Origin of the sequence: Micromonospora sp. LOL_023 (assembly GCF_048060115.1) — a bacterium.
Taxonomy (GTDB): Bacteria; Actinomycetota; Actinomycetes; order Mycobacteriales; family Micromonosporaceae; genus Micromonospora_E.
In genome coordinates this window covers 114,478-139,553 of record NZ_JBHMIM010000002.1, presented here as the reverse complement: position 1 = coordinate 139,553, position 25,076 = coordinate 114,478, and the positions used below count along the sequence as shown (strand labels likewise).

Here is a 25,076-nt window from a genome sequence, read left to right as displayed (position 1 = left end):
CGACCAGTCTGCCGGTTCGCCGGCCGGCTCGGCGGCCCACCCGGCGGTGCGGTTCGGTAGCTCAGCCGGCTTCGGCGCCGTCGCGACGGACCTGACCCGGCGGTACGCCGTACGCCCGCTTGAACGCCCGGCAGAACGCCGCCTCCGACTGGTAGCCGAACCGGCGGGCCACCACCGGCAGCGGCTCGGCCGAGCGGCGCAGGTGATCGTGCGCCAACTGGAGCCGCCAGGTTGCCAGGTAGCGGATCACCGGCTCGCCGACCAGCTCGGTGAAGCGTGCGGCGAACGCCGACCGGGACATCCCGGCCTGTCGAGCCAGCTCGGCGACGCTCCAGTCGTGCTCCGGCGCCCGGTGCAAGGCGGTCAACGCCCGCCCGATCTGTTCGTCGCGCAGCGCCGCCAGCCAACCCTGCCGGGCCTCCGGCGCGGTCTCCAACCAGGCCCGGATCACCTGGATGACCAGTACGTCGGCCAGCCGGGTCAGCATCGTCTCGCCGCCGGGCTGCAACGTCTGCGCCTCCCGGGTGATCAGCCGCAGGGTGCTGTGCAGCCAGCCCGCCTCGTCGTCGTCGAACCGGTCCAGGTGCAGCACCGGCGGCAGCTGCGCGACCAGCCGCCGGGCCGCGATGTGGTCCGGCCGTAGCACCGCGTAGGTGATCTGGGTCAGCTCCCCGCCGCCGCCGTGCCGCATGATCTCGTACCGGTCGCTCAGCCGCTGCACGGGAATGTCGAACAACGGTTCGGTCGGTGCGCCGGGCGCGCTGCGGAAGCGGTGCGGGACGCCGTCCGGGATCAGCGTCAGGCTGCCCGGCCCGATGAGCTGCGGCTCGGTGCCGTCCACCTCCAGCCAGCACCGTCCGGCGGTGACCACCTGCAACGTCATGCAGCCCGGCAGCGTCGGGACGTCGATGCCCCATGGGGCGCTCAGCTCGGCCCGGCAGTAGAGGGTGCCGGTCAGCCGGAACATGTGCAGGGTCTCGCCGAGCGGTCCGGCCACCGCCGGGATCGCACAGGTTGGGGTGGTCCACATCTGCCCAGCGTCCCCGCCGATGTGCCGATAGTCCAGCGCCGTGGACGATGAGCAAATAATGTCGGCCGGACAATCATTGTCCCGCCAGGCGGCTCGGGTGAGGCTGGTGTGGCACGGGAAACGCCGTGCGCCACCGGACACCAGAACGGGAGCCCGTACCTCATGTCTCTACCGTCAGTACTCGTCACCGGATCGACCGGCAAGACCGGCCGGCGCATCGCCGACCGGCTCACCGACCTCGGCTACCCGGTCGTGCCGGCGTCGCGGCGCGGCGAGCCGTCCTTCGACTGGGCGGAGCCGGCCAGCTGGTCGCCGGCACTGCACGGCGTGGACGCCGTCTACCTCTGCTACTACCCGGACCTGGCCGCACCCGAGGCGCCGGCCCTCGTCGAGAAGTTCACCGCCGCCGTCCGCGACGCCGGCGTCCGCAAGCTGGTGCTGCTCTCCGGCCGGGGCGAGACCAACGCGCAGCGCTGCGAGCAGATCGTGGCCGACGCCGGGCTCGCGTACGCAATTGTGCGGGCCAGCTGGTTCGCGCAGAACTTCAGCGAAGGACACCTGCTGGGCCCGGTCCTGGCCGGCACGGTCGCGCTACCCGCAGGCTCGGTGGCCGAGCCGTTCGTCGACGTGGACGACGTCGCCGACGTCGCGGTCGCCGCACTCACCGACGACCGGCACAACGGTCGGACGTACGACGTCACCGGTCCTCGGCTGCTGACCTTCGCGCAGGCGGCGGCGGAGATCGCCGCCGCCAGTGGCCGCGACGTCGGCTACCTGCCGATCACCGCGGAACAGTTCCACCTCGCGCTGGTCGCCGAGGCCGGCCCCGACTTCGCCCGGCTGCTGACCGACCTGTGTGTCGAGGTCTTCGACGGCCGCAACGCCTCCGTCGGCGACGGCGTACGGCAGGCGCTGGGCCGCGAACCACGCGACTTCGCCGACTTCTGCCGTCAGGTCGCCGCCGGGGCCTGGTCGCCGCCGGTCGCCGCCCCGGCCGCAGACCGGTGAACCTCACCGACACCGGGTCGGCGCGGACCCGCGTACCGGTTGCGGTCAGGGCGATCCTCGTCGTTGCCGGGCTGGTCGTGGTCGGTATCGGCGGGGCGATCCTGACCGCGCCGGGCGCGTTCCACGCCGGCAACGGCATCGAGTACGCCGGGAACAGCAGCCTGCTCAGCGAGACCCGGGCCGCCGGCGGGGCGCTGCTGGCCACCGGCGTACTGGTCACGCTCGGGGCGTTCGTCCGCCGGCTGACCTTCACCGCGTCGCTGATCGGCGCGGTGGTCTACCTGGCGTACGGGCTGGCCCGGCTGCTCAGCGTCGCGGTGGACGGACTGCCGTCGGAGAGCCTGGTCGCAGCCGCCGTCGCCGAGCTGATCCTCGGCGCGGCCTGCGGATACGCCCTGCACCGGACGGTCCGTGGGCCGGTGCCACCGGCTACCCGGCCGCCGGGTCGGTCGGTGCCGGGCGCTGTACGGCCCGGCCGCACAGGGTGACCCAGGTCGGATCGACCCGGACGTAGTCCACCGTTTTCGTCAGGTACCGGGCCGGTGTGGCGTCGTCGGAGGGCAGGAACGCCGCCAGCACCTCAGCGGCCAGCAGTTCGCGCAGGACCGCCGCCAGGTAGTCGGGCAGCTCGGCGGGGAGCCGGGCCAGCGGGGGACATCCGGCGTCGATCACCGACACCAGCTCAGGCCAGTCGTTCGGGAAGTGCTGGGCGTCGATCAGCGTGTCCGGCAGGAACCGCTCGTACGCTGGCTCGATCAGCCGGCACAACGGGTCGGTCCCGATCTGCAGGGTGTACGGCACCACCGTCCACCGGGGTAGCTCCCGGCCGAAACTGGTCGAGCAGCCGTGGGCCAGGCTGCCGGGCGGCGCGGCCTCCCCGGCTACCAGGACACCGACTGCGGGCAGCGGGGCATCGGGGACCATCACTTCAAGTTACGCCATACGCGCTGCTCGTGGTCGACGCTGAGCCAACTGCCGTCGCCCAACGGCCGGATCTCGAACGCGTCGTGCAGTGGGGTCGGCGGTGCGGGCAGCCGGCCGCCGTCCGTCCCGGTGCGCAGGTCCACGAAGTGCCGGAACTCCCACTCCATGCCGTTGCCGACGTCCCCGGTGACCGACACGATCGCCGTTTCGCCGTCCAGGTAGCCGCCGTCCATGCTCAGGGCTGCCTGGTCGGCGTCGGTGTCCCTGCCGCGTCGACGACCTCGCCGATCCGCATCCGACCTCCCCGCCCAGTGCCGCGTCGGCGGCCGGACTCCGCTTCCCGGCGCATGACGGCCGACGGTACCGCCAGTGGGCAACTCGGCAGCGGACCGCCGTCACCGTCGGGTGTAGATTGTCGTCTCGATCGAGGCTCCGGACGATGCCGGCATCGAGCACTCCGGCACCCGCCGCAACCCGGCCGCGCACGCCCGCGCCAGCCAGGACGGCGGGACGGGTCACGCGCTGGCGCCGTCGGTGCTCGCCCCGCTGACTCAGGCGGTGCTGGCGCACACCACCGGCGGCCGGGCGGGCTCACCCGCCGACTAGCCGAAGTTCGTCGTGCAGGCTGCGGGCGACGTGCGCCATCGAGGCCTCAGCCGCCGGCTGCACCACCGCCGGCACCCGGGACTCGGTCAGCGCGGCGACCGCGTAGACCTGGCCGTTGGCGTGCTCCACGACGCCGATCTCGTGCCGCAGGTTGAGCAGGGTGCCGGTCTTCGACGACCAGCGGGCCGCGTCGGAACTGAAATCGGGGGCGAGCCGCTGCCGCAGTACGTTGTCACCCATCAGTTCCCGCACCCGGCCGGCGACCTGCTGGTCCACGGTGGATGGCCGCCAGAGTTCGTGTAACAGGTCGACGAAGGCGCGGGCCGATCCGGTGCTGGCCCGGCTGACGTCGAGTTGGGCGACCGGGTGACCGTGGCCGGTGGTCGCCGCGCCGATGGCCAGGGACTGGGCCAGGTGACTCTCCTGCGGGGCGAACCGTTCGGCAGGGGTGTCGGTCAGGTCGCTGATCGGGTGCCGGACGATGATCCCGGACAGTCCGAGCCGGCGCAGTCCGGTGGTGACCTCCGCTGGCGGGGTGAGGCCGAACAGCGCGTCGGCGGCGGCACCGTCGCTGATCGCCGTACTGAGGTAGAGCAGGTCTTCGACGGCCACCTCGGCCGGGTGGCGGAACTTGCTCAACCCGGTCGGGCCGGGCGCGGTGACCCGGTCCGGGTGGACCAGGATCCGCGCCGCCGCATCGAGTTCCCCGCGACGGATCCGCTCCAGGGTGACCACCGCCAGCGGTACCTTGACCAGCGACGCCGCCGGGAACTCCAGGTCCGGGTCGATGCCCAGTTCGTCGCCGGTACGCAGGTCACGGACCAGGAAGGACCCGCGCAGTCCCGCCACTTCGAGGGTGGATCGGGCCAGCCGCAGCACGTTGGCGACGCCCATGCCTACTCACCGTCCCTCGTCGACCGGCGCACCGAGGCACGCCCGCACCGCGGCGTCCGGTAGGTCGCGCAACCGCCGGGTGTCCTCGGCCAACCCGGCGGCGACGTCGTAGCCTCGGGCGAACAGTTGCTCGCCGACCGGACGCCAGCGCAGCCCGAGATCCCCGGCTTGGCTGGCGGAGCAGAGCAACAGGTCTCCGCCGCCGTCGCCGAACACGTCGGCGAGCGCGGCGACGAGCCCGGAGGCGATCCCGACCTGTGCGGGTGCCAGACCGACGGCCTGAGCGAGCCGGACCATCCGGTCCCGTACGTGCGGGACATCGTCCTCGGGCTGGATCCATATCCGGTGCCGGACAGTGTCACGCCGCAACCGACCGGGGCGCAGCGCGGCGAGGAACAGCGGAGCGGTGGCGTCACCGGCGGAGCCGTCGAGCGAGCCGGCGAGCCCCAGTGGCACCCGCCACCGGCTGCTGTCGGGTGCCACGGCGAGCAGCGCCGCGCGTACCTCCAGGCCACGGACCGAGTCGGCGCGCTCGGCCGGGTCGGCGGGGACCAGATCCAGTTGCAGACCGTCGGTCCGGGCGTCGGCCACCAACCGGGCCAGCCGTCGAGGCGGACAGATCGCCGGTACGGCCAACCGAAGCGGTCGCAGTCGGGCCTGCGCGGCGTCGTGCTCCAAGGTGTCCGCGAAGTCGACCAGCCGCCGTGCCGACGGCAGCACGTCCCGCCCGTAAGCAGTCAGCGTGACGATCCGCGACGAGCGGTCGAACAGTCTGGCACCGAAGTGCTGTTCCAGGGCGGCGATTCGCCGGCTGGCCACCGACTGCGGGATACGGGCGGCCGCCGCGCCGATGGTGAAGCTGCCGTGGGCGCCGACCGCCACGAAGGCCCGGCAGGCCGCCACCATGTCCACGGCCGCCGATCCTATGCCGGATCGGCATCAGAACCCACATCGCTGTCTTGGACAGCATCCGCTGAGTTCTGTCAGGCTGCCTTACGTCCCAAGTAAGGCTAGAAAGGATGTTTTGTATGACTATGCGTACTTCTGTGCTGGCCGTCGTCGCGGCGGTGGCGCTCACCCCGCTGGCCGGCTGTACGGCGTCCGGACCGCCGGCCGCCGCCGCCAGCGCCATCGGGCAGCCGAGCACGTCGGCGACCGTCGGCGCGCAGTTCGCCGAACTTCGACGCCTGGAGGAGAGCTTCGACGCCCGGCTCGGTGTGTACGCCGTCGACACCGGCACCGGCCGGGTCGTCGAGCACCGGGCGGACGAGCGGTTCGCGTACGCCTCGACTTTCAAACCACTCGCCGCCGCCGCGGTGTTCGACCAGACCACCGCCGCCGAGCTCGACCAGGTGATCGGCTACACCGCCGAGGACCTGGTCACCTACTCGCCGATCACCGAACAGCACGTCGAGACCGGCATGCCGTTGCGCGACATCGCCGACGCGGCGATCCGCTACAGCGACAACACCGCTGGCAACCTGCTGCTGGAGCAGCTCGGCGGCCCGGCCGGGTTCGAGAAGCGGCTGCGGGAGATCGGCGACGACGTGACCGATCCGGACCGCTGGGAGACCGAACTGAACGACTACACCCCGGGCGATCCCCGGGACACCAGCACCCCACGGGCGCTGGCCGAAAGCCTGCGGGCGTACGCCGTCGACGACGTACTCGCCACGGACGATCGGGACCTGCTGGTCGACCTGCTGGTCGCGAACACCACCGGCGACGAGCTGATCCGGGCCGGTGTGCCGACCGGCTGGCGCGTCGGCGACAAGACCGGCGCCGCCGGATACGGCACGCGCAACGACATCGCCGTCATCTGGCCGCCGGACGGCGCGCCGATCGTACTGGCGGTGCTCTCCGACCGGGACGATCCGGCCGCCGAGTACGACAACGCGCTGATCGCGCAGGCAGCGCAGGCCGTCGTCACCGTTCTGCGGCCGTGAGACCAGGGCTGGAGCCGGTTGGCCGACGCGGGTTGGCCGACGCGAGTCCCTACCGGCCGTCGCGCAGGTCGTCGGGGACGCCGTCGACCAGGCTGATCTGATCGAAGGTGACGCTGCACGCGTCGCCGGTCGGTGACTGGGCCAGGAAACCCACCCTGGTCGGCCCGGCGGCAGGTTCCAGCCCGACCCCGGGCAACCGGAACAATCGGGCGAAGTGCCAGTAGGTGCCGTCGAGCGAGTAGTGGAAAGCGTACGCCGCCCCCTTGCGCAGCACCCGCAGGTGGACGGTGGACCCGTCGACCGGCACCCCGTTGGCGTCGTCCGACGCGCCGTTGGTGACCACGGTGACCACCATCGGTTCGCGCTGCGGCGAATACTCGAAGCACAGTTTCGCCCAGTGTTCCTCGTCGATGCGCAGACAGAGCACACCGGCGTCGAACGCGGCACCGAAGTCGACCGTGACCCGCACCGACAGGGCGAACTCCCTGTCTGGGCAGTCGAACAGCAGGGCCGGCGCGTTGTGGGTGCGGTACTCGCCGACCGGGTCGACGAACCAGTCGGTGGCGGCACCCGCCGTGATCGACAGCGCCTGCGGTTGGGCCTCGTAGTCGGCGGAGGCCGGCGTGTGCAGCCAGCCCAACGCCGGCAACCCGGCGATCGCGGGCGGCCGCGGCGGTGCGTTGTCGGTCATTGCCTGCCTCCGGCAGATCGTATCGATCAGGATTGGGACTGTGATACTGGCACGATCGGCGCGCCGCCGCTGCCCGTGACCTGAACCTGCCTCGACGCCGCAGCCGGCGTCTTGACCCTCGAGCTGGTCGAGGCCGCAGAGTCGGTAGGTGTGGAGAGCGACATGCACAGCATCGGGGAGACGGCTCGGGCCAGCGGCCTGACCGCCAGCGCCCTGCGGTTCTACGACGCCGCAAGGGTGCTGGTGCCGGCGGCGGTGGATCCGCACACCGGCTACCGCTGGTATGCCGGTTCCCAGCTGCGCGCAGCCCGGCTGCTGGCCGGGCTGCGCCGGGTCGGCATGCCGTTGGCGGAGCTCACCGAGGCGATCCGGGCGTTGCCCGACGTCGAGGTGACCCGCCGGCTGCTGGCGGTCCACCTGTGCCGGCTGGAGAACGGTCTCGCCGATGCCCGTCGTGAGCTCTCCCGCATCCACCACCTGCTCGATGCCGAGGAGAACCAGACCACCATGACCACCACCCGTGTCACCGTCACCGCCGCCGACCTGTCCGCCGCGTTGGACGCCGTACGCTTCGCGGTCGGCGACGACCCGCAGCTGCCTGCCCTGGGCGGGGTGCACGTCGAGGTCGACGCCGGCCTCGTGCGGTTCGCCGCCACCGACCGCTACCGGCTGGCGTTCGCCGAACTCGTCCCGGCCGCCGTCGACGGGCCGGCCGTGTCGGCGTTGGCACCACGCACGTTCGTCGACGGCGTACGTAGTCAGTTGGGCCGCGGCCCGGTCGCCGACCTGGTCTTCGGCCCGGACGGCGTCGAGGGCGTCGCGCCCGGTTGGCGAATCACCGCCGCGCCGCTGGACTACGACGTCCCCAACTACCGTTCGCTGCTGCCGACCGCGCCGGGCGAGGGCGGGCGCCGGGTGAGGGTCGACGCCGCCGCGCTGCGGCAGGCGTTGGCACCCGGCCGGGCGCCGGCCGTGGTACGCGAACACGAGGGCGTGGCGCATCCGGTCGCCGTACTGGCGGTCGCCGACTCCGGGACGGTCGAACTCGCCGACGAGGGTGCCTGGCGTACCGCGCCGCAACAGCATGTGGCGGTCAACCGGGAGTTCCTGCTGCAGGCCCTGGACGCCGCCGGCGGCGGCCAGTTGGTTCTCGATCTCGACGGCCCGATCCGGCCGCTCGTGGTCAGGCTGCCGGCCGACGACCGCAGCTGCTCGCTGCTGATGCCGATCCGGCTCTGAGGCCGGCCGGCGGGTTGCGCAGCCAGGCCCACGTCACCGGTCGATCACGTCAGCGGCGGCCATCACCCGCAGCGCGTTGGCGTCCACCGACAGCCGGATCGGGGTCTGCCCACCCAGCTCGCCGTCGATCTCCACCGGTGCCGGCCGGTCGGTTTCCACCAGCAGCTCACCGACCGCGAGAAAGGGGTCGTGCCGCAAGGTCCGGCGGTGGCCGGTCGCCGCGTTGCGCGCCGTCGCGCCCAACAGGCTGCGGCGGGTCGGCCCACCGACCGGGTACGCCACCAGCAGCCGGTCGTCGGCGTTCGCGTCCGCGGTGATCGGCCGGCCCGCCTGGTGGCCGCCGTTGGCGACGTACAGCTGGTGGGTGGTGAGCTCGCGGGTCCGGCCCTCGGCGCGGACGCTGACCCGCATCGGCCGGTGCCGGGCCATCAGCGCCGCCGCCGTTGCCGGGTAGGCGAGCTTGCCGGCCACCCGTTTGAGCCCCGGCGGGGTACGCAGCATCACCTCGGCGGACAACCCGATGCCGACGTGGTTGGCGAACGGTAGGTCCCCGGCGAGACCGAGGTCGACGTCGATCACCTTGCCGCCGGTGATGATGCCGACGGCGGCGTCCAGATCGATCGGGATGCCCAGCGTACGGGCGAAGTTGTTGGTGGTGCCCAGCGGCAGCAACCCGAGGGCGATGTCGCGGTGGGCGAGCAGCCGGGCGGCGGCACCGATGGTGCCGTCCCCGCCGCCGACGACCAGCAGGTCCGGTGCCAACCGCACCGCCTCGTCGAGGCTGTGTTCCAGCTCACCCGGCTCGTCGACCGGATACGTCGCGAGCAGCGTGAACCCGGCGGCGGTCAGCCGCTGCTTCGCGTCGGTGTAGAACTGGCGCCCCCGGCGGGACTTCGCGTTGACGATCAGCACCGCCCGCCGTCGCTGCCGGATGGCGTCACTGAGCTCCTGCTTGGTCCGCACGGCCAGACCCTATCCCCACCGGCTTTGACCCGCCGACGGCGTCCACCGCGCGTCGGCCGTCGCGACGACCCCGTCCGGGCCGCGACGACCGACGCGCAGTGGACCTTTCCGTCGCGCTATCCGGTCACCGCCACCACCGTCGCGGCGCCGGCGTCGGCGAGCTGATGGGTGAAGGTGAACTCCCCGGCCCGGCGGGTCCGGGTCCGCAACTGCCAGGTCAGGTCGGCACCGACTGGCAGCGCCACCTCCGACGACAGCGTGCCGACCAGGGTGCCGTCGTCCCGCACCGTCAACGGAATCCGGACCCAGGCGTCGTCGACCCGTACCTGCACTGCCACGTCCTTGGCCAGCAGGTCAGCGTCCGGGTGGGCCACCGTCAGGGTCAGGTCGGCGCTGCCCTGGTCGACCCCGCTGGAGTTGACCACGTGCACCTCCGGCCGGAACCAGCCGTCCACCTCGCCGACCGACGGGTACGCCGCGGTCAGCGTCACCGGCTCGGCCAGCACCAGCGACGTCTCGGCAGCTACCAGCCCGCCGTACCAGCCGGTGTCCAACTCGAGCTGTAGCTGGTGTAGGCCGGGCTGCGGATCGTCGACCTCGAACGCGTACGGCTGGTCCGTCCAGTTCAGATAGCCGGCCCGGACCTCGGCACCGTCCGGGTCGGACAGCCGCAGCACCGGGCGGGCCTCGTGGCGCGCCAACGCCCGCACCGCCGCCGCCACGTCCTCCAGCCGGGCCACCGCCGGCAGATCGGCGAACGGCCGGATGTCGCTGGCCCGCACGGTGGCGAACGGGTGCCCGTGGGCGTCCGTCACCGACCAGTCGACCTGCACGGCACCCGGCTGCGGCACGTCCGCCGCCAGCCGCACCTGCGGTGCCCCGCCGAACGGGAACGTGGCGTCGAACGGGTCGACCCAGTCCAGCTCCGGCAGGATCTCGCTGACCAGCCACCAGTCCCGTTCCAGCCGGGGCAGCTGGTGGACGGTGACCGCCTGGTAGCTGTCCAGGGTCGCGACCAGCGGCCCCGGCCCGAACGGGTACGCCCACGGCGCGGTGCCGGCCGGGCGCAGATAGACGGTCGCCTCGTGGCCGCCCCCGACCAGGTCGGCGGCGAGATCCACCCGGGTCGACAGGTCCTGCGCCACGTCGCTGGCCGTCGGCCCGCCGGCCAGCACCCGGGGCGCGAAGACCACCTCGTCGTCGTCGAACACCGTGATCACCCGGTGCAGCAGGTACGCCGTACCGCCGTCGGTCGCGGCCTTGCGCACGACGAGGGTGTAGCGGTCGACGGCGGCCGGTGCCTCGAAGGTGAGGGTGCCGGCGTCGTCGGTCGCGCCGACCGGGATCACCGCACCGTCGTGGATCAGCTCGACGGTCGCGCCGGTCAGCGGGCCGGGCTCGGCGTCCGGCGCGGTCACGGTCCGCGCGGTGAGCGCCACCCGGGGCGGCCGCACCCGGAACGTGTCGGTCAGGTACTCCACCGACACGTCGTAGTCACCGAGGTCCCTCTCACTGATCGTCCAGCTCAGCGTCCGGCTGTCACCGGAGCCGAGGGTGACGGTGGTGGTCGCCGCCGACTCACCGTCGACCCGCAGCACCGCCTGGTACGGACCTGACGACGCCCCGACGTTCTTGACCTGCACCGTCGCCGTCACCGGTTCGCCGCTCTTCACCTCGTCCGGGCTGACCGTCAACCCGTGAACGGCGAAGTACGGCTGACCCTCCTCGGCCGGGCGGGCCGCCCAGTCGACCGCGTTGAGGAACAGCTCGGTGGCCTCCTCGGTCCAGTCGGCCGGACCCCGGGTCACCGACACGCCGTGGGTGGAGAGCAGCACGTGTCGGTTGGTGGCCCGCTGATCCACCCCGATGCCGCCACCGTAGATCCCGGTGGTGTCGCTGCGGCCCAGGTCGGCGAGGGTCTGCCGGCCGTCACCGGCGTAGTCGCCGAACCAGGCGATCCACTTCGCCTGGGTGCTGGTGTCCAGCGGGAGTCGGTCACCGACGGCGTATCCGTCGAGGATCGGGTGGGCCGCGGTGATCTCGTAGAACGATTCGGCGACCCCGGTACCGCCGGTGCTGAATCCGGTCGAGACGGGTCGTCCGGTGTGCCGGGACAACTGCCGGATGCCGTTGCCGGTGCTGTAGGCATGGTCGGTGAGGATCACGCCGGTGCCGGCGGCGTCGGTCGCGTCCAGGAACGCCTGGAAGGTGGCTTCGTCGTAGTCACTGGTCACGCCGTATCCGAGCACCACCAACGGGTGCTGCGCGGCGGTCACCAGGTCGTCCCAGTCGTAGATCACCGTTTCGATGCCACGCGGGGTGAAGATCTCGTCGGCGTACGACTGGACGTAGCTGCCGACCAGAGCGACCGTCTGCGGTGGCGGACGCAGCGTGAAGTCCGTCGTCACGGTGCCACCGTCCGGGATGGTCACCTCGACCGGTGGGGAGACGTCGAACCGTGGATGGTCGGCGGCGATCCGGAAGCTGCCGGCCGGCAGCTCGATCCGGTAGGCGCCGTCCGCCCCGGTGACCACCGAACGGTTCACCGGGGCACCGTCGGCGGAGACCGACACCGTCACCCCGGGTACGCCGTGACCGCTCTGCTCGAACGTGGCGGTGCCGGTGACCACGCCGATCGGCAGCGGTACGAGCGCCAGGTCGACGGAGGTGAAAGCCTCCTCGACGACGGTTACGTCGGCGACGCTGGCGGTTTCGTGGCCGAACGCGGACGCGGTCAGCGTGTAGCTGCCCGGTGCCAGCCGCAGGGTGAACCCGCCGTCGGCGTCGGTGCGCACCGACGCCCCGCCCGGGGTGACGGTGACCGTCGCGTCGGCGACCGGGTCACCGGTCCCGTCGGTGGTGACCTGGCCGGTCACTCCACTGTCGAGTGCGACCTGGGAGGCGGCGGCGTACGCGTCGATCCGGCCGTGGCCGTACCGGGTGTCGGGCGCGACGTCGGCGTACCGGTCGTCCCAGAACGCGGTGTCGATCAACGCGGTACGGGTGGCGTCGACGCTGAGCTCCGGCGCGCCCTGCAGCAGCAGCGCGGCGACCGCGCTGGTGTGCGGGGTGGCCATCGAGGTGCCGCTGGCGTAGCGGTAGCTGCCGTCCGGGCTGGCCGACCAGACCTCGTCGCCGGGGGCGGACAGGTCCGGGGTGACCCAGCTGTCCGGCCAGTCGGCCGGCGGGCTGACCCAGCTCGACTTGTTGACCACGTTGCCGCAGGAGAAGTCGGCGACGTTGTCGTCGACGTCGGTGGCACCGACGCCGATCGCCTCGTAGACGTTGCCGGGGCTGGACGAGCCGACCCCGCAGCTGCCGGTGATGTCCTGGTTGCCGATGGCGAACGACGGGAACGCGCCAGCGGCGACGATGGCCCGGGTCGGGGCGACCATCTCCGCCGCGTAGATCGCCGCGCCGAGCGACATGCTGACCACGTCGGCCGGGCGGCCGGCCGGGTCGCCGGCGGCGTCGGTGGGCGCGATCGCCCACTGCATGCCGGCGGCCACCTGGGCGAACGAGCCGTTGCCGCCGGGGATGACCAGGCCGTGGGCCATCTCTGCGCCGGGGGCGCCGCCGATCGCGACCCCGGACGTCGAACCACCGTGGATGGTGCCGGAGACGTGGGTGCCGTGGGTGGACGAGTCGCGGGGCTGCGAGGCGACCAGACCACCGGTGGAGCTGAACTCCATCCAGCCGCCGGGATACGTCGGGTCGGTCGGGTCGTCGGTGGCCATCTTGCCGACCAGGTCGGGGTGGGTGATGGCGACCCCGGTGTCCAGGGTGACCACCCGGACGCCGGTGCCGTCGAGACCGAGCTCGGTCCAGACCCGCTCGGTGCCGATCCGGTCCAGGCCCCAGGTGATCCGGCCGTCGACGATCGTCGCGGCCGGGTCGCCGGCCGCGGTCAGCTCGGTGTCCGGCAGGCTCATCGTGAAGTTCGGCAGTACCCGTTGGACGCCGGGCAGGCTGGCCAGCGCCGCCAGTCGGGACGCGTCGGCGGTGAACTCGACGAGCACCATGTTGGTGATCCAGAAGCGGTTGACCACGCGCACGTCGCCGGCGATCTCGGCCCGATCCTCCAACGCCGTGTCGATCTCGGCCTGGATCTCCTCGGCGTGGGCGCGCAACTGGTCGACTGCGGTGGCCGGATTCGTCGGGTACCGCTGCGGGTTGGGCAGCATCAACAGCGCCTGGATCCGCTCGCCGGTCGACTCGGCGACAGTGGACCGTAGCTCGTCGGCGACCGCGGCGGTGCCGGCACCGGGGGCGAGCGCCGCGCCGTCGGTGGGCGCGGCCGAGACAGGCAACGGTACGGCGAGCAGCCCGCCGGCCAGGGCGGCGCCGGCGGCGGCGGCCACCAGGCGGCGTACCCGGGTCATCGGTCGTGGATGGGAGGGCTTGCGTCCTGACATCGATCGTCTCCTGGGTCGCAGGGCCGGGATCAACCGGGTTGGCATCGAAGATCGTGGAACGCTGTCGGCGACCATCGTGATGTTGATGACTCCCTGACGTCAACCCCTCACGATGCGGTACCAGGGATCACTGCCGTCGATCGGTGGGCCGGACCGGTGCCGCCAGTGCCGTGAGCGCCTCGTCGAGTTCGACATACGGGTACGGCGTGGTCCGGTCCAGCTCCATCCGGCGCCAGAAGCTCCCCATGAGTTCGGCGATCGGTGCGTGCCGCTGGACCAGCGCCCGAGCCGCCGCCGGCAGTTCGGGGTAGCCGGCGGCGCGGTTCGCCCGCAGATAGGCGAGACTGTCCGGCCAGGCCGTTGCGCACACGTCCCCGATCAGCCAGAAGGTGAACTGAGTGGCGGTGAAGCACCGGTCGTAGTTGCGGTGCTGTTCGAGGAAGCCGGACTCCGCCGGGGTCAGGTCGAATCCGGCATGGACCGCCAGCGAGCTGGCCAGATCAGCCAGCCAGATGTCCAACCGGTGTGGGACGTACTCCATGAACAACACGAGGCTGGCCGATGCCTCGTTGATCGCGGTGAGTCGGCGGCGGACCGCCGCGGAACCGCCCCACCTGCGTACCCAGGTCTCGGTCGCGGCCGGTGTCATCGGTGCCGGCCGCTGCGGCAGGCTTCGCCAGTGGTACAGGAGCGGAAAGCCGGCGAAGCGACCCTGCCGTACCCAGTCCGACGCCATCCGGTGCGCCGCCAGCTCCCGCCACGCACCGAAGCCGGTGGAGCCGAATCCATACTGGTAGAAGGTGGATAGTTCGAAGATGTTGCGGGTGGAGCCGACGTGTTCCGGCCGCTGCTCCAGGTCGGTCAGCGGGATCCGTTTGACGAACACCGGTACCCCGGCGATCGACACCGTCGCCGTCGTGCCACCGATACCGGTCCCGAGCGGCGCCGCTCGGGACAGCAGGTCGGTCAGGTCGGCGTCGTCGAGCGCGGCCAGGCTCGCGCGGACCGTACGGTGCCGAACCTCGCGGCCACGGTCGCTGTCGCCGGCGTCGGGCACCGACGCCGGTCGATTCAGCTCCTCATGCATTCAACCACTGTGACAGGATCGGCGTCAGGTGCCGGTCAGCACCTCGTACAGATCCGGTCGGCAGTCGAGCGCCGCCTCCCGCAGCGCGGCGACCCGGGCCAACTGCTCCTGCTCAGGCAGCGCACGCAGGCTCGCCAACGCGTCGGTGACCATCCCCTGGACCGGGTCCCAGAACTCGTCCGGTCCGGCGTCACGGCCCTGCAACCACAGGCCGGCGGCGGCGCGGGCCGCCTGGATCGGCTCCCACCCTTCGACGTCGTCCAAGGCGGCACCGCAGGCCAGCGTCCCGGCGCCGTCGAGGATCTGCGCCTCCAGCGATTCGCGTCCCGTCGTCACCGTGCCGTCACCTTGCAGGCTGACTCTGAGGTGGACGGTGTCTCGTCGCTGTTCGACGAAGGCACCATGCGGGATGGCTTCCTCGACGACCTCGGTCGGCGCATTGGGCAGCCGGCCAAGTGTGGCCAGCGCCCGCCGGGCCGGCTCGACGATCTGCGGCAGTGCCGGCTCGTGCAGACGGGTCACACAGACCCGGGGTGACCCGTCGGCACAGACGAGAGCGACTGCCTGCGGGTCCTGGCGGGTGACAGCACCGGGCGACGGGAACACCATCAGTGCCACGACCAGGCCGACAACGCTTGGAAGTACGGCGAGCAGCCGGGCTCGACCGGTGGTCGCGGCGTACAGCGCCCAACCGGTCGCGGCGACGGCGGCGAACCACACCGCCTTGCCGGCGACGGCCCGACCGTCGATCGCGTGGAACACCCCGCCATCGTCGAGGTAGGAGAAGCCGAGCAGCATCACCACCCCGTCCGGCTGCGTGATCGCCGCGACGAGCATGATGGCCAGGCTGCCCACGGCGAGCAGCGGAGCGGTGAGTCGCGACGGCAGCAGCCGGCCGAGACCGAGGCCGAGCAGGCCGGCGGCGGCGACGCTGAGTGTCCCGGTGAACAACGGCCAGTACCAGCCCGGTGGGTGGTAGGTGGCCGCCAGCAGCGCCCTGCCGAGCCCGTCGAGCAGCCCGCCGACATATCCGCCGGCCAGGCAACCGACGACCACCACAGCCTGTGGGGCGACCCGGACCAGCCCGGGACGTGGGGTGGCGGCGACGGATTCACTGACCCCGGCGACATGGTCACGGCGGCCCTGCCAGGCACCAGCCGCGAGCGCGAGCGGCCACAGCAGGCCCAGGGCGCTGTGGTGTGCGAGGACCGTCGCCATCCAGGCGCCGTCCCAACGTTCCGGGTCGGCGGTCAACGACACCGTCGCCAAGGCCAGGCCGATACCGAACCACAGTGCGGCCGATCGCCGCACCTCTACGAAGAAGACCCGTCCGATCATCGAAGACCTACCGTTTCGTTGAGTTTCACATCTGGCAAGACGGCACCGCCGCCGTCGCAGGTTCTTCATTCGGTATGATCTGCGTCTCACTTCGGCGTGCGAGGAGCCAACGGACGGGCGGTTCTCCGAGCAGGATCGTGGGCGGCATGCCGCAGGAAGAGATCTGGAGCGCCGAGACCCGCCGACTGGTCGGGCACCGAGCTCGCCGTCGAGTCGACCTCGCACGTCTGCCGGCTGCCGACGTAGCCGCAGGCCGGGACGCCGGGCTTGCTGACAGGATGGGCATCGTGTCGATTCCGCAGCCGTCCGCCCTGCACCCCGACTACCCACTGCGCACCCGGCGGCTGCTGCTGCGACCGCTGGCCGGCGACGACATCGACGCGTTGCTCAGCTACCGCAGCCAGCCGGATGTCTGCCGGTACGTGCCGCTCGAACCGATGACCCGCGACGACATCGTCGGCCGGCTCGCCACCGTCTGGGCCAACCACGAGCTGACCGACGAAGGCCAGGCGCTGACCCTCGGTGTCGAGGTCGCGGCGACCGGCCGACTGATCGGCGACGTGGTGCTCTTCTGGCGCAGCCGCACCCACCGTGGCGGAGAGATCGGGTACGTCGTACACCCGGATTCGGCCGGCCACGGCTACGCCACCGAGGCCGCGTACGCACTGTTGGGGTTGGGCTTCGACCAGCTCGGCCTGCACCGGATCGTCGCCCGGATCGACGAACGCAACGAGCCGTCGGCCCGACTCGCCCGGCGCCTGGGCATGCGCCAGGAGGCCCGGCTGGTGCGCAGCGAGCTGTTCAAAGGCGAATGGAGCACCGAACTCGACTTCGCGATGCTCGCCGACGAGTGGGCCGCGTACCGTGAGAGCGGAACATTCGTACGGCCTTGAGGTAGGTCGTGATGTGGGATCCGACCAGCTATCTGCGCTTTTCCGACCACCGTTCGCGTCCGTTCGTCGATCTGCTGGCCAGGGTCGCCGCCGACGAGCCGGCCGTGGTCGTCGACCTCGGCTGCGGCCCGGGGACCCTGACCGTCCACCTGGCGGACCGCTGGCCGGGTGCCACGGTGACCGGGCTCGACTCGTCGGCCGAGATGATCGCCGCCGCCCGCGGGCTTTCGTCCCCGGTCCGGTTCGACATCGCCGACGTGAGCGGCTGGAACCCCGCCCCGGACACCGACGTCGTCATCTGCAACGCGGTGCTGCAGTGGGTGCCCGGACACCCCGCGTTGATCCAGCGGTGGGCGGCCCGGTTGCGGCCCGGCGCGGTGCTCGCCTTCCAGGTGCCGGGCAACTTCGACGCCCCGTCGCACCAGGCCATCCGTACTGTCGCCGCGGATCCGCGGTGGCGGGCCCGACTGCCGGCCATCCGGGGCGGCGACGCGGTGCTCGACCCGGCCGGGTACGCGGCCCTGCTGCTGCGGTACGGATGCGTCGTCGACGCCTGGGAGACCACCTACCTGCATCTGCTGCCGGCCGGTGACGCCGAACCGACGGCGCATCCGGTGCTGTCGTGGGTCGAGGGGACGGCCGCGCGGCCGGTCCGGGCCGCCCTCGACGACACCGAGTGGGCCGCGTTCCGCCAGCGACTCGGCGAACAGTTGGCCCTGCGGTACCCCATCGACGACGGACTCGTCGCCTTCGCGTTCCGGCGGGTGTTCGTGGTGGCGACGAAGGCGGATGGCTAACCTGTTTCCATGCGGCTACCGGTGGTGCCAAGAGGTTTCGATGGCTGACGCCGACGACGTCCGCCGGCTCGCGTTGGCTCTGCCGCAGGTGGTCGAGATCGACAGCGACGGCTTCGACTTCCGGGTCGCCGGCAAGGGCTTCGTCTGGTCCTATCCGGAGCGTGAGCCAGGCCGGCCCCGGGTCATCCGCACCGACATCGCCGTGCTCTACGTCGGCGACGAGGCGGAGAAGCAGGCCCTGCTGCTCGGCGAGCCCGACCTGTTCTTCACCACCCCCGGCTACGACGGCCTGCCGATGGTGATGCTCCGGCTGGAGCGCGTCGACGCCGACCGGCTCGCCGAGCTGGTCACCGACGCCTGGCGGATGCGCGCCCCGGAACAGCTCGCGGCGTACGTCGACGACGACGCCGATGCGGCCGGAGCTAGCCGTTCGCCGGCCGCAGCTGCTCGAAGCGAAACTCGCTGATGAAGCAGTCCCTCGGCTGGCCCACCGCGAACAGCACGCAGTCGATCACCGAGCTCGCGGTGAGGTCGCTGGTCGCGTCTCTCGGGCCGACCTGCACGAAGTCCGGTGGGAAGAGGGAGATCACCCGGATTCCTTCCGGCCGTAGCCGATGGGACAGGATGCCGGCGAGCCCGGCCTGGGCGTGCTTGGCCGCGTAGAAGGCCGGGTGGGCGTCTGACCGGTGATGCCCGGCCGTGCCGCAGGCGGAGATCAGGTTGACGATGTCCGGGCGGGCGGAGCGGCGCAGCAGCGGCAGCAGATGCTTGGTCAGCAGCAGGGTGCCGGTGGCCGCGCCGGAGATTGCGTCGACGATGTCGGAGTCCGGCACCTCGCCGAGGTCGGCGCCGGCCAGGTAGCCGGCACCGTTGTTGATCAGAACATCGACCCGACCGGACCGGTCGGTGAGCGCTGCGGCGAACGCGCGTACCGACGCCGGCTCGGCCAGGTCGCAGCGGTACGCGTCGGCGCGGCCCGGACCACGACGGCGGATCTGATCGGCGACCTGCTCGGCCGCGGCGAGATCGCGGGCCGACAGGTGGACGTGCGCGCCCCGTGCGGCGAAGGCCTCGGCGAGCAGTCGTCCGGTGTCGCGGGCGGCACCGCTGACCGCCACCTGTAGTCCGTCGAGTTGCATGGCGCACAGCAGAGCACGTCAACCGTGGTTGAGGTCAACGGCGCCGCTAACATCCAGTGGATGCGCGAGATGGTGACCCGGCTGTTCGTCGTGACGGCGATCGCGGAGGCGTGTTCCTGGGCGGGCCTGCTGGCCGGGATGGCGGTCAAGTACGGGCCGCCCGGCAACGAACTCGGCGTGCAGATCTTCGGGCCGATCCACGGGGCGCTCTTCACCGCGTACGGACTGCTCGCGTTGGCCGTGGCCTGGGTGCACCGGTGGCGGGTGCCGGTCACCGTCCTGGCGTTGGTCTGCGCGGTGCCGCCGTTCGCCACGCTCGCCTTCGAGCGGTGGGCCCGCCGGCGCGGCATGCTCGCCAGTGTCAGATCAGGCAGCCAGGGCCAGGAAGATGGGTCAGCTGTCCAGGGCGACGGTGACCGTGACCCGGCCCCGGTCGTCGCGTCGGGCGACGGCGTGCCCGGGGCGGTCGACGCCGTCGAGGTGCAGTGAGACCGGTCCGCCGTCGCCCAGGAAGTTGCGCCACCAGTTCTTGGCCTCTGGAAGTCTTACACCGATGACGACGGTGCCGGCGGTGCGGCGGTAGCCGACCGGGGTGCTGAACGTGCGGCCAGAGCGGCGCCCGGTGTAGGTGATGACCGTCAGGTGCCGTTGGACCAGCCGGCCCCACCGGGGCGACGAACGCAACGTCAGAACGCAGGTGTTGAATCTGCCCACGAACTGCCTCGGCAACGACCCTTGACCGCCCACTTGACCTCCATCGCACCAGGACCGCGTCGCGGCTCAACGTAGCAGGGCACGTCGAGGTGGGGCGCTGACCTCACTGCATCGCGGTCGCAGGCGGGTGCGCAGGGGACGCCGGGCAGACGAAGACATACAACGAATAGCCCCGACCGATGAGTACGTCGACCGGATTCATCGGGGCACCGGCGGCTTCACCGGTGGCCCGCCACCGCTGGCTGCCGGTGCGTTCACCCGAGTCGGCGGTCAGCAGCAACGCCATCGGCGTGCCGCACGCGGTGCAGTCCACCGGCTGCCAGTCCGACAGCGACCAGTTGGCGAAACCGCCGACCTTCCAGCCCGGGGCCAGCGAGAAGTCGTTCTGGAAACTGTGACCAGACTGCTTTTCCCAGGCGTACAGCCGCGTTTTGAGGTTCTCCGGCAGCAGGTCGACGTACTGGTGCTCCCGGACCGGCTCGGGGTGCACCACGCACGGCGTCGGCAGATAGTTCTCGTTCACCACCACCGGCTCGGGTGCCGAGTCCAGCTGGCCGTGGATGTCGGCGACCCGCCGCCAGCGCAGCTCGACCCGAGGGTTGTACCCGGCGTCCGGATGATCCAGCGGACACCAGAGCACCTGGAGCAGGTCGGCGTCCGGCGGCCCCCCGAGGTCCGGGACGTCACGCCGGTACAACTGGGCCACCGGCACCAACGCGATCGGCTGCTTCGCCAAAGCCAACGGCTCGGTGTAGTCGAACTCCGGCACCTCGGCCTGCTCGGCCTCGGTCAACGTGTACTTCTGCCCGGTGGCCGCCGCGCGGACCTTCGCCGCCGTATAGACCCGGCGCGTCCGGCGGACCGTGTCGGGCGTCAACAACTGGTCGACGTAGTGGTCCTGGTCGGTGCAGTATGGCCAGGGCTCGCCGGCCGGCCAGCGCAGCGGCCCGCCGACGGAGCTGACGTCGACGCCCGGATCACCCGGCCGGGGGTGCAGCCGGGTCGCGGTCGCCGCATGCTCCCGCAACTCGGGAAAGAGCTCCTCGATGTCCACCGGCGGTGGCGATGTCACGGGAATGGACGCTTGCGCCAACTCGTACTCCAAACCACCCGGCCTGCTTCTCGTACTTCTCGCACTTCTCGTACGCGAGGATCGAACCTACCCGAGTACCTCTGCCTGGTAAGCGGTACAGCCTGGCTGAGGAGGATCCGCGATGCCGAAGTTCTTGACAATCGGGTACGGCGATCAGGCCGGCTACGACAGCACCGCTCCGGCTGTCCGCGACGAGGCACACGCCCACGACGCGCGGCTACAGGCGGCGGGTGTCGAGATGGGTGTCGCCGGCCCGCCGGTGCGGGTGCGCAACCACGATGCCGCCGGTGTGACCGTCGAGCCCGGTTCCTTCATGGCTGCGGCCCTGCCGGTCGCGGGCTTTGCGATCATCGAAGCCGAGACCCTGGACGAGGCAATTGATCTCGCGGCGAAGGCGCCATGTGCCGTCGCGCAGGGCGTCGTCGAAGTGTGGCCGTTGCAGCAAGCGTAATAGCGAACCAACTACCGGGCCGACCCGGTCGACGGCTCGACGACGGCGCCCTCGCCCGGCATCCCCGACTCCCTGAGCTGGGGATCTCGCACCCCACGGGGCCATTCGCGGAAGCGCCGGAACACCATCGGTACGCCTTGGGCGACGGACAGGTCCGCGCTGTCCATCACCTGGATGTGCAGATGCGGCTGAGTCGAGTTGCCGGAGTTGCCGCACTCGGCGATCGGCTGTCCGGCCACCACCCGATCGCCGGCCGCGACCCGGACCGACCCGGACCGCAGATGCACCAGGGCGACGAACCCGCCACCACCGGGCAGCGCGATGATCAGATGGTTGCCGGCGATCGCCGGTACGCCTTGGCGCAGCCGGGACACCTGACCCAGGGCGTACGGCACCAGCGCCAGCTGGGAACGCCGCGCGACGTGGTCGTCCTCGCCGTCGTGGGCGACCACGACGACCCCGTCGGCCGGGGCCAGGATCGGCCGACCGTAGGCGAAGAACCGCTGCGCGGGCTCGGTGGCGAGCATGCTCCGCCAGTCCCGGTGAGTCGCGGTACGGCGGCGGTCGTCGACCCCGATGAAGTCGATGGCGTACCGCTCGCCCAACAGGTCGGTGCCGTGACTGGGGACGCGTCGGGCCGGGCTGTTGCGCGCCAACCAGCGGCCGGTGAACGGCAACGACAGCACGACCGCTCCGGTCGCCGAATGTGGTGTTGTCGGCTGCTGCGGACCTTCGTCCATGTGAACAGCCTAGGCCGGATCACCTCTGGTCGATGACCCGGACGATGCGCCGGTCCGGGACGATCCAGAGGACCGCCACCCCGACGAAGCAGGCCAACGCGATCCCGACGCCGACCGGCCGCCCAGGTCGATTGTGAGCGCGCTGAGGATCCCGAACGACGTACAGCGGTGGTGGGTTCAGCTCCGGATCGGCCTGGTCACCTGTTTCGCCACGCACGACGGGATGCCCGCGGTCGCGCCGGCCGCCCGCTGCCGGTAGACGCTGGGTGGCACCCCGATGAGCTCGGTGAAGCGGGTGCTGAAGGTGCCCAGCGACGCGCAACCGACCGCGAAGCAGACCTCGGTGACGCTCAGATCACCCCGGCGCAGCAGCGCCATCGCCCGCTCGACCCGCCGGGTCATCAGGTAGGCGTACGGCGACTCGCCGTACGCCGCCCGGAACTCTCGGCTCAGGTGCCCGGCCGACATGTTCACGCCACGGGCCAGCGCCTCGACGTTGAGCGGCTGCGCGTACTCCCGGTCCATCCGGTCGCGGACCCGGCGCAGCAGCGCGAGATCGCGCAGCCGGGCCGCCGGGTCGGCTCTGCTGCTCACCTGCGCGATCGTGCCACGGCACGGCGCCGTTGCCCAGTGGCCGCCGGACCTGCCGTTGCGTCGGCCCGTCACCGGCCGACGTAGGCGGCGAGGTGCTCGCCGGTGAGCGTCGAGCGGGCCTCGACAAGATCCGCCGGGGTGCCCTCGAAGACGACTCGGCCGCCGTCGTGGCCGGCACCTGGGCCGAGGTCGATGATCCAGTCGGCGTGCGCCATCACCGCCTGGTGGTGCTCGATGACGATGACCGACTTGCCGGAGTCGACCAGCCGGTCGAGCAGGCCGAGTAGTTGCTCGACGTCGGCCAGGTGCAGGCCGGTGGTCGGCTCGTCGAGGACGTACACCCCGCCGTTGGCCGCCATGTGGGTGGCCAACTTCAGCCGCTGCCGCTCACCGCCGGAGAGCGTGGTGAGTGGCTGGCCGAGGCTGAGGTAGCCCAGCCCGACGTCGGCGAGCCGGCGCAGAATGTTGTGCGCGGCCGGCGTACGGGCGTCACCGGCGCCGAAGAACGCCTCTGCCTCGGTCACCGACATGGCGAGCACCTCGCTGATGTCCCGCCCGCCGAACCGGTACTCCAGCACCGACGCCTGGAACCGTTTGCCTTCGCACTCCTCGCAGACCGAGGCGACACCGGCCATCATCGCCAGGTCGGTGAAGATGACCCCGGCACCGTTGCAAGTCGGGCAGGCGCCCTCGGAGTTGGCGCTGAACAACGCCGGCTTCACCCCGTTGGCCTTCGCGAACGCCTTGCGGATCGGTTCGAGCAGACCGGTGTACGTCGCCGGGTTGCTGCGCCGGGATCCGCGAATCGCCGTCTGGTCGATCGACACGACGTCGGCGCCGGCCGGGATCGAGCCGTGCACCAGGGAACTCTTGCCGGAGCCGGCGACGCCGGTGAGCACCACCAGCACCCCGAGCGGGATGTCGACATCGACATCCTGCAGGTTGTTCGCGTTCGCGCCCCGGATCTGCAGGGCGCCGGTCGCCGTACGCACCTTGTCCTTGAGGGTGGCCCGGTCGTCGAGGTGCCGGCCGGTCAGCGTGCCGCTGGACCGCAGCCCTTCGACGGTGCCTTCGAACACCACCTCGCCGCCGGCCGTCCCGGCACCGGGACCGAGATCGACGACGTGGTCGGCGATTGCGATCGCCTCCGGCTTGTGCTCGACGACCAGCACCGTGTTGCCCTTGTCGCGCAGCCGCAGCAGCAGGTCGTTCATCCGGGCGATGTCGTGCGGGTGCAGCCCGATCGTCGGCTCGTCGAAGACGTACGTGACGTCGGTCAGCGACGACCCCAGGTGGCGGATCATCTTGGTGCGCTGTGCCTCGCCACCGGACAGGGTGCCGGACGGGCGGTTCAGGCTGAGATAGCCGAGCCCGATCTCGACGAACGAGTCCAGGGTGTGCGTCAGCGCTGTCAGCAGCGGTGCCACCGACGGCTCGGCCAGGCCGCGTACCCAGTCGGCGAGGTCGCTGATCTGCATGGCGCACGCGTCGGCGATGTTGATCCCGTTGATCTTCGACGAGCGGGCGGCCTCGGCGAGCCGGGTGCCGTCGCACTCCGGGCAGGTGGCGAAGGTGATCGCCCGCTCCACGAACGCCCGGATGTGCGGCTGCATCGCGTCGACGTCCTTGGACAGGTACGACTTCTGGATCCGGGGGATCAGGCCCTCGTACGTCACGTTGATGTTGTCGACCTTGATCCGGGTCGGCTCCTTGTACAGCAGGTCGTGCAGCTGCGCCTTGGTGAACCTGCGGATCGGCTTGTCCGGGTCGAAGAAGCCACAGCCGGCGAAGATCCGGCCGTACCAGCCGTCGACGCTGTAACCGGGAATCGTCAGGGCACCCTCGTTGAGCGACTTGCTGTCGTCGTACAACGCGGTCAGGTCGAAGTCGCTGACCGACCCGCGGCCCTCGCACCGCGGACACATCCCGCCGGTACGGGTGAAGGTCGCCTTCTCCGTTTTGCTGCTGGCACCACGCTCGACGGTGATCGCGCCACTGGCCCGCACCGACGGCACATTGAACGAGAACGCCCCGGGCGGGCCGATCTGTGGCTGCCCGAGCCGGCTGAACAGGATCCGCAGCATCGCGTTGGCGTCGGTGGCGGTGCCGACCGTGGACCGGGCGTCACCGCCCATCCGTTCCTGGTCGACGATGATCGCGGTCGTCAACCCTTCGAGTACGTCGACATCGGGCCGGGCCAACGTCGGCATGAAACCCTGCACGAAGCTGCTGTACGTCTCGTTGATCATCCGCTGCGACTCGGCGGCGATCGTCGCGAACACCAGCGAACTCTTGCCCGATCCGGAGACCCCGGTGAAGACCGTCAGCCGCCGCTTCGGCAGCTCGACGCTGACATCCTTGAGGTTGTTCTCCCGGGCGCCATGCACCCGGATCAGATCGTGCCGGTCGGCCGCATGCAGCGCAGCCGACTGCGGGTCCGTCCTCGGTGCCATGCTCATCGATCTCCATCCGGGCTGTCTCACGGGTGCCGCGCTGACTCATGGTGCCGTCCAC

General features: G+C 71.4%; 25 protein-coding genes. 9 read left to right on the top strand and 16 right to left on the bottom strand.

What is annotated here, in order from left to right; translation table 11 throughout:
• Positions 1–61 precede the first annotated feature (61 nt).
• Complete coding sequence (locus ACFHVL_RS01785; protein WP_416624940.1) at positions 62–1,030, bottom strand: AraC family transcriptional regulator; 969 nt, start codon at positions 1,028–1,030, stop codon at positions 62–64.
• Positions 1,031–1,192: 162 nt separating this feature from the next.
• On the opposite strand from ACFHVL_RS01785, the gene ACFHVL_RS01780 reads away from it, so the two are divergent.
• Both ACFHVL_RS01780 and ACFHVL_RS01775 read left to right on the top strand, forming a co-directional pair.
• On the top strand, positions 1,193–2,038 hold the full coding sequence (locus ACFHVL_RS01780; RefSeq protein ID WP_416624939.1) for an NAD(P)H-binding protein: 846 nt from the start codon (positions 1,193–1,195) through the stop codon (positions 2,036–2,038).
• Positions 2,035–2,526: a DUF4345 domain-containing protein gene (locus ACFHVL_RS01775; RefSeq protein WP_416624938.1), complete on the top strand. Its 492-nt coding sequence runs from the start codon at positions 2,035–2,037 to the stop codon at positions 2,524–2,526. The genes ACFHVL_RS01780 and ACFHVL_RS01775 overlap by 4 nt, the downstream gene beginning before the upstream one ends.
• Here the strand turns inward: ACFHVL_RS01775 and ACFHVL_RS01770 are convergent.
• The 4 genes from ACFHVL_RS01770 to ACFHVL_RS01755 form a co-directional block, all read right to left on the bottom strand.
• On the bottom strand, positions 2,468–2,962 hold the full coding sequence (locus ACFHVL_RS01770) for a hypothetical protein (protein WP_416624936.1): 495 nt from the start codon (positions 2,960–2,962) through the stop codon (positions 2,468–2,470). The genes ACFHVL_RS01775 and ACFHVL_RS01770 overlap by 59 nt on opposite strands.
• Entirely contained in the window at positions 2,962–3,195 is a 234-nt protein-coding gene (locus ACFHVL_RS01765; protein ID WP_416624935.1) for a hypothetical protein, read from the bottom strand. Before ACFHVL_RS01765 ends, ACFHVL_RS01770 begins: the two co-directional genes overlap by 1 nt.
• 358 nt (positions 3,196–3,553) lie before the next feature.
• On the bottom strand, positions 3,554–4,462 hold the full coding sequence (locus ACFHVL_RS01760; protein ID WP_416624934.1) for a serine hydrolase: 909 nt from the start codon (positions 4,460–4,462) through the stop codon (positions 3,554–3,556).
• Between the two features lie 6 nt (positions 4,463–4,468).
• The gene (locus ACFHVL_RS01755) at positions 4,469–5,368 is read right to left on the bottom strand and encodes a LysR family transcriptional regulator (RefSeq protein WP_416625063.1); all 900 of its coding nucleotides are present in this window, start codon (positions 5,366–5,368) and stop codon (positions 4,469–4,471) included.
• A 113-nt stretch (positions 5,369–5,481) separates the two neighbouring features.
• Between ACFHVL_RS01755 and bla the strand changes: the two genes are divergently transcribed.
• A complete protein-coding gene (gene bla, locus ACFHVL_RS01750) occupies positions 5,482–6,408 on the top strand; it encodes a class A beta-lactamase (RefSeq protein WP_416624933.1) in 927 nt (308 codons plus the stop codon).
• Positions 6,409–6,457: 49 nt separating this feature from the next.
• Here bla and ACFHVL_RS01745 read toward each other — a convergent pair whose 3' ends face one another.
• Complete coding sequence (locus tag ACFHVL_RS01745; RefSeq protein ID WP_416624932.1) at positions 6,458–7,099, bottom strand: DUF1349 domain-containing protein; 642 nt, start codon at positions 7,097–7,099, stop codon at positions 6,458–6,460.
• Between the two features lie 162 nt (positions 7,100–7,261).
• Here ACFHVL_RS01745 and ACFHVL_RS01740 point away from each other — a divergent pair, with 162 nt between their 5' ends.
• Positions 7,262–8,338, top strand: coding sequence for a MerR family DNA-binding transcriptional regulator (locus ACFHVL_RS01740; RefSeq protein WP_416624931.1), 1,077 nt, complete (start codon positions 7,262–7,264; stop codon positions 8,336–8,338).
• A gap of 33 nt (positions 8,339–8,371) precedes the next feature.
• Here ACFHVL_RS01740 and ACFHVL_RS01735 read toward each other — a convergent pair whose 3' ends face one another.
• The 4 genes from ACFHVL_RS01735 to ACFHVL_RS01720 all read right to left on the bottom strand — a co-directional run bounded on the left by ACFHVL_RS01735 (position 8,372) and on the right by ACFHVL_RS01720 (position 16,141).
• On the bottom strand, positions 8,372–9,301 hold the full coding sequence (locus tag ACFHVL_RS01735; protein WP_416624929.1) for a diacylglycerol/lipid kinase family protein: 930 nt from the start codon (positions 9,299–9,301) through the stop codon (positions 8,372–8,374).
• Between the two features lie 116 nt (positions 9,302–9,417).
• On the bottom strand, positions 9,418–13,716 hold the full coding sequence (locus ACFHVL_RS01730; protein WP_416624928.1) for a S8 family serine peptidase: 4,299 nt from the start codon (positions 13,714–13,716) through the stop codon (positions 9,418–9,420).
• 127 nt (positions 13,717–13,843) lie between these two features.
• Positions 13,844–14,803: a hypothetical protein gene (locus tag ACFHVL_RS01725; RefSeq protein ID WP_416624927.1), complete on the bottom strand. Its 960-nt coding sequence runs from the start codon at positions 14,801–14,803 to the stop codon at positions 13,844–13,846.
• 24 nt (positions 14,804–14,827) lie between these two features.
• Positions 14,828–16,141, bottom strand: coding sequence for a hypothetical protein (locus ACFHVL_RS01720; protein ID WP_416624925.1), 1,314 nt, complete (start codon positions 16,139–16,141; stop codon positions 14,828–14,830).
• Between the two features lie 146 nt (positions 16,142–16,287).
• On the opposite strand from ACFHVL_RS01720, the gene ACFHVL_RS01715 reads away from it, so the two are divergent.
• The 3 genes from ACFHVL_RS01715 to ACFHVL_RS01705 are packed head-to-tail and all read left to right on the top strand — an operon-like array spanning position 16,288 to position 18,297.
• Positions 16,288–17,034: a GNAT family N-acetyltransferase gene (locus ACFHVL_RS01715; protein ID WP_416624924.1), complete on the top strand. Its 747-nt coding sequence runs from the start codon at positions 16,288–16,290 to the stop codon at positions 17,032–17,034.
• 11 nt (positions 17,035–17,045) lie between these two features.
• Positions 17,046–17,831: a trans-aconitate 2-methyltransferase gene (locus ACFHVL_RS01710; RefSeq protein ID WP_416624922.1), complete on the top strand. Its 786-nt coding sequence runs from the start codon at positions 17,046–17,048 to the stop codon at positions 17,829–17,831.
• A gap of 40 nt (positions 17,832–17,871) precedes the next feature.
• A complete protein-coding gene (locus ACFHVL_RS01705) occupies positions 17,872–18,297 on the top strand; it encodes an MmcQ/YjbR family DNA-binding protein (protein ID WP_416624920.1) in 426 nt (141 codons plus the stop codon).
• Here ACFHVL_RS01705 and ACFHVL_RS01700 read toward each other — a convergent pair.
• Entirely contained in the window at positions 18,254–18,970 is a 717-nt protein-coding gene (locus tag ACFHVL_RS01700; RefSeq protein WP_416624918.1) for an SDR family oxidoreductase, read from the bottom strand. The genes ACFHVL_RS01705 and ACFHVL_RS01700 overlap by 44 nt on opposite strands.
• A 60-nt stretch (positions 18,971–19,030) precedes the next feature.
• Here ACFHVL_RS01700 and ACFHVL_RS01695 point away from each other — a divergent pair, with 60 nt between their 5' ends.
• Positions 19,031–19,459, top strand: a complete 429-nt coding sequence (locus ACFHVL_RS01695; RefSeq protein WP_416624917.1) for a DUF3817 domain-containing protein — start codon at positions 19,031–19,033, stop codon at positions 19,457–19,459.
• Here the strand turns inward: ACFHVL_RS01695 and ACFHVL_RS01690 are convergent.
• Together ACFHVL_RS01690 and ACFHVL_RS01685 are read right to left on the bottom strand one after the other, a co-directional pair.
• The gene (locus ACFHVL_RS01690; RefSeq protein WP_416624915.1) at positions 19,364–19,684 is read right to left on the bottom strand and encodes a nitroreductase/quinone reductase family protein; all 321 of its coding nucleotides are present in this window, start codon (positions 19,682–19,684) and stop codon (positions 19,364–19,366) included. The genes ACFHVL_RS01695 and ACFHVL_RS01690 overlap by 96 nt on opposite strands.
• 103 nt (positions 19,685–19,787) lie before the next feature.
• On the bottom strand, positions 19,788–20,756 hold the full coding sequence (locus tag ACFHVL_RS01685; RefSeq protein ID WP_416624913.1) for a hypothetical protein: 969 nt from the start codon (positions 20,754–20,756) through the stop codon (positions 19,788–19,790).
• A gap of 142 nt (positions 20,757–20,898) precedes the next feature.
• On the opposite strand from ACFHVL_RS01685, the gene ACFHVL_RS01680 reads away from it, so the two are divergent.
• On the top strand, positions 20,899–21,228 hold the full coding sequence (locus tag ACFHVL_RS01680) for a YciI family protein (RefSeq protein ID WP_416624911.1): 330 nt from the start codon (positions 20,899–20,901) through the stop codon (positions 21,226–21,228).
• Positions 21,229–21,239: 11 nt separating this feature from the next.
• On the opposite strand, the gene ACFHVL_RS01675 is transcribed toward ACFHVL_RS01680, so the two are convergent.
• The 3 genes from ACFHVL_RS01675 to ACFHVL_RS01665 all read right to left on the bottom strand — a co-directional run bounded on the left by ACFHVL_RS01675 (position 21,240) and on the right by ACFHVL_RS01665 (position 25,015).
• On the bottom strand, positions 21,240–21,968 hold the full coding sequence (locus ACFHVL_RS01675) for a M23 family metallopeptidase (RefSeq protein ID WP_416624910.1): 729 nt from the start codon (positions 21,966–21,968) through the stop codon (positions 21,240–21,242).
• 177 nt (positions 21,969–22,145) lie between these two features.
• Positions 22,146–22,562 (bottom strand): helix-turn-helix transcriptional regulator, encoded by a 417-nt coding sequence (locus ACFHVL_RS01670; RefSeq protein WP_416624909.1) that lies wholly within the window; start codon positions 22,560–22,562, stop codon positions 22,146–22,148.
• 68 nt (positions 22,563–22,630) lie between these two features.
• Positions 22,631–25,015 (bottom strand): ATP-binding cassette domain-containing protein, encoded by a 2,385-nt coding sequence (locus ACFHVL_RS01665; protein WP_416624908.1) that lies wholly within the window; start codon positions 25,013–25,015, stop codon positions 22,631–22,633.
• Between the last annotated feature and the right edge of the window lie 61 nt (positions 25,016–25,076).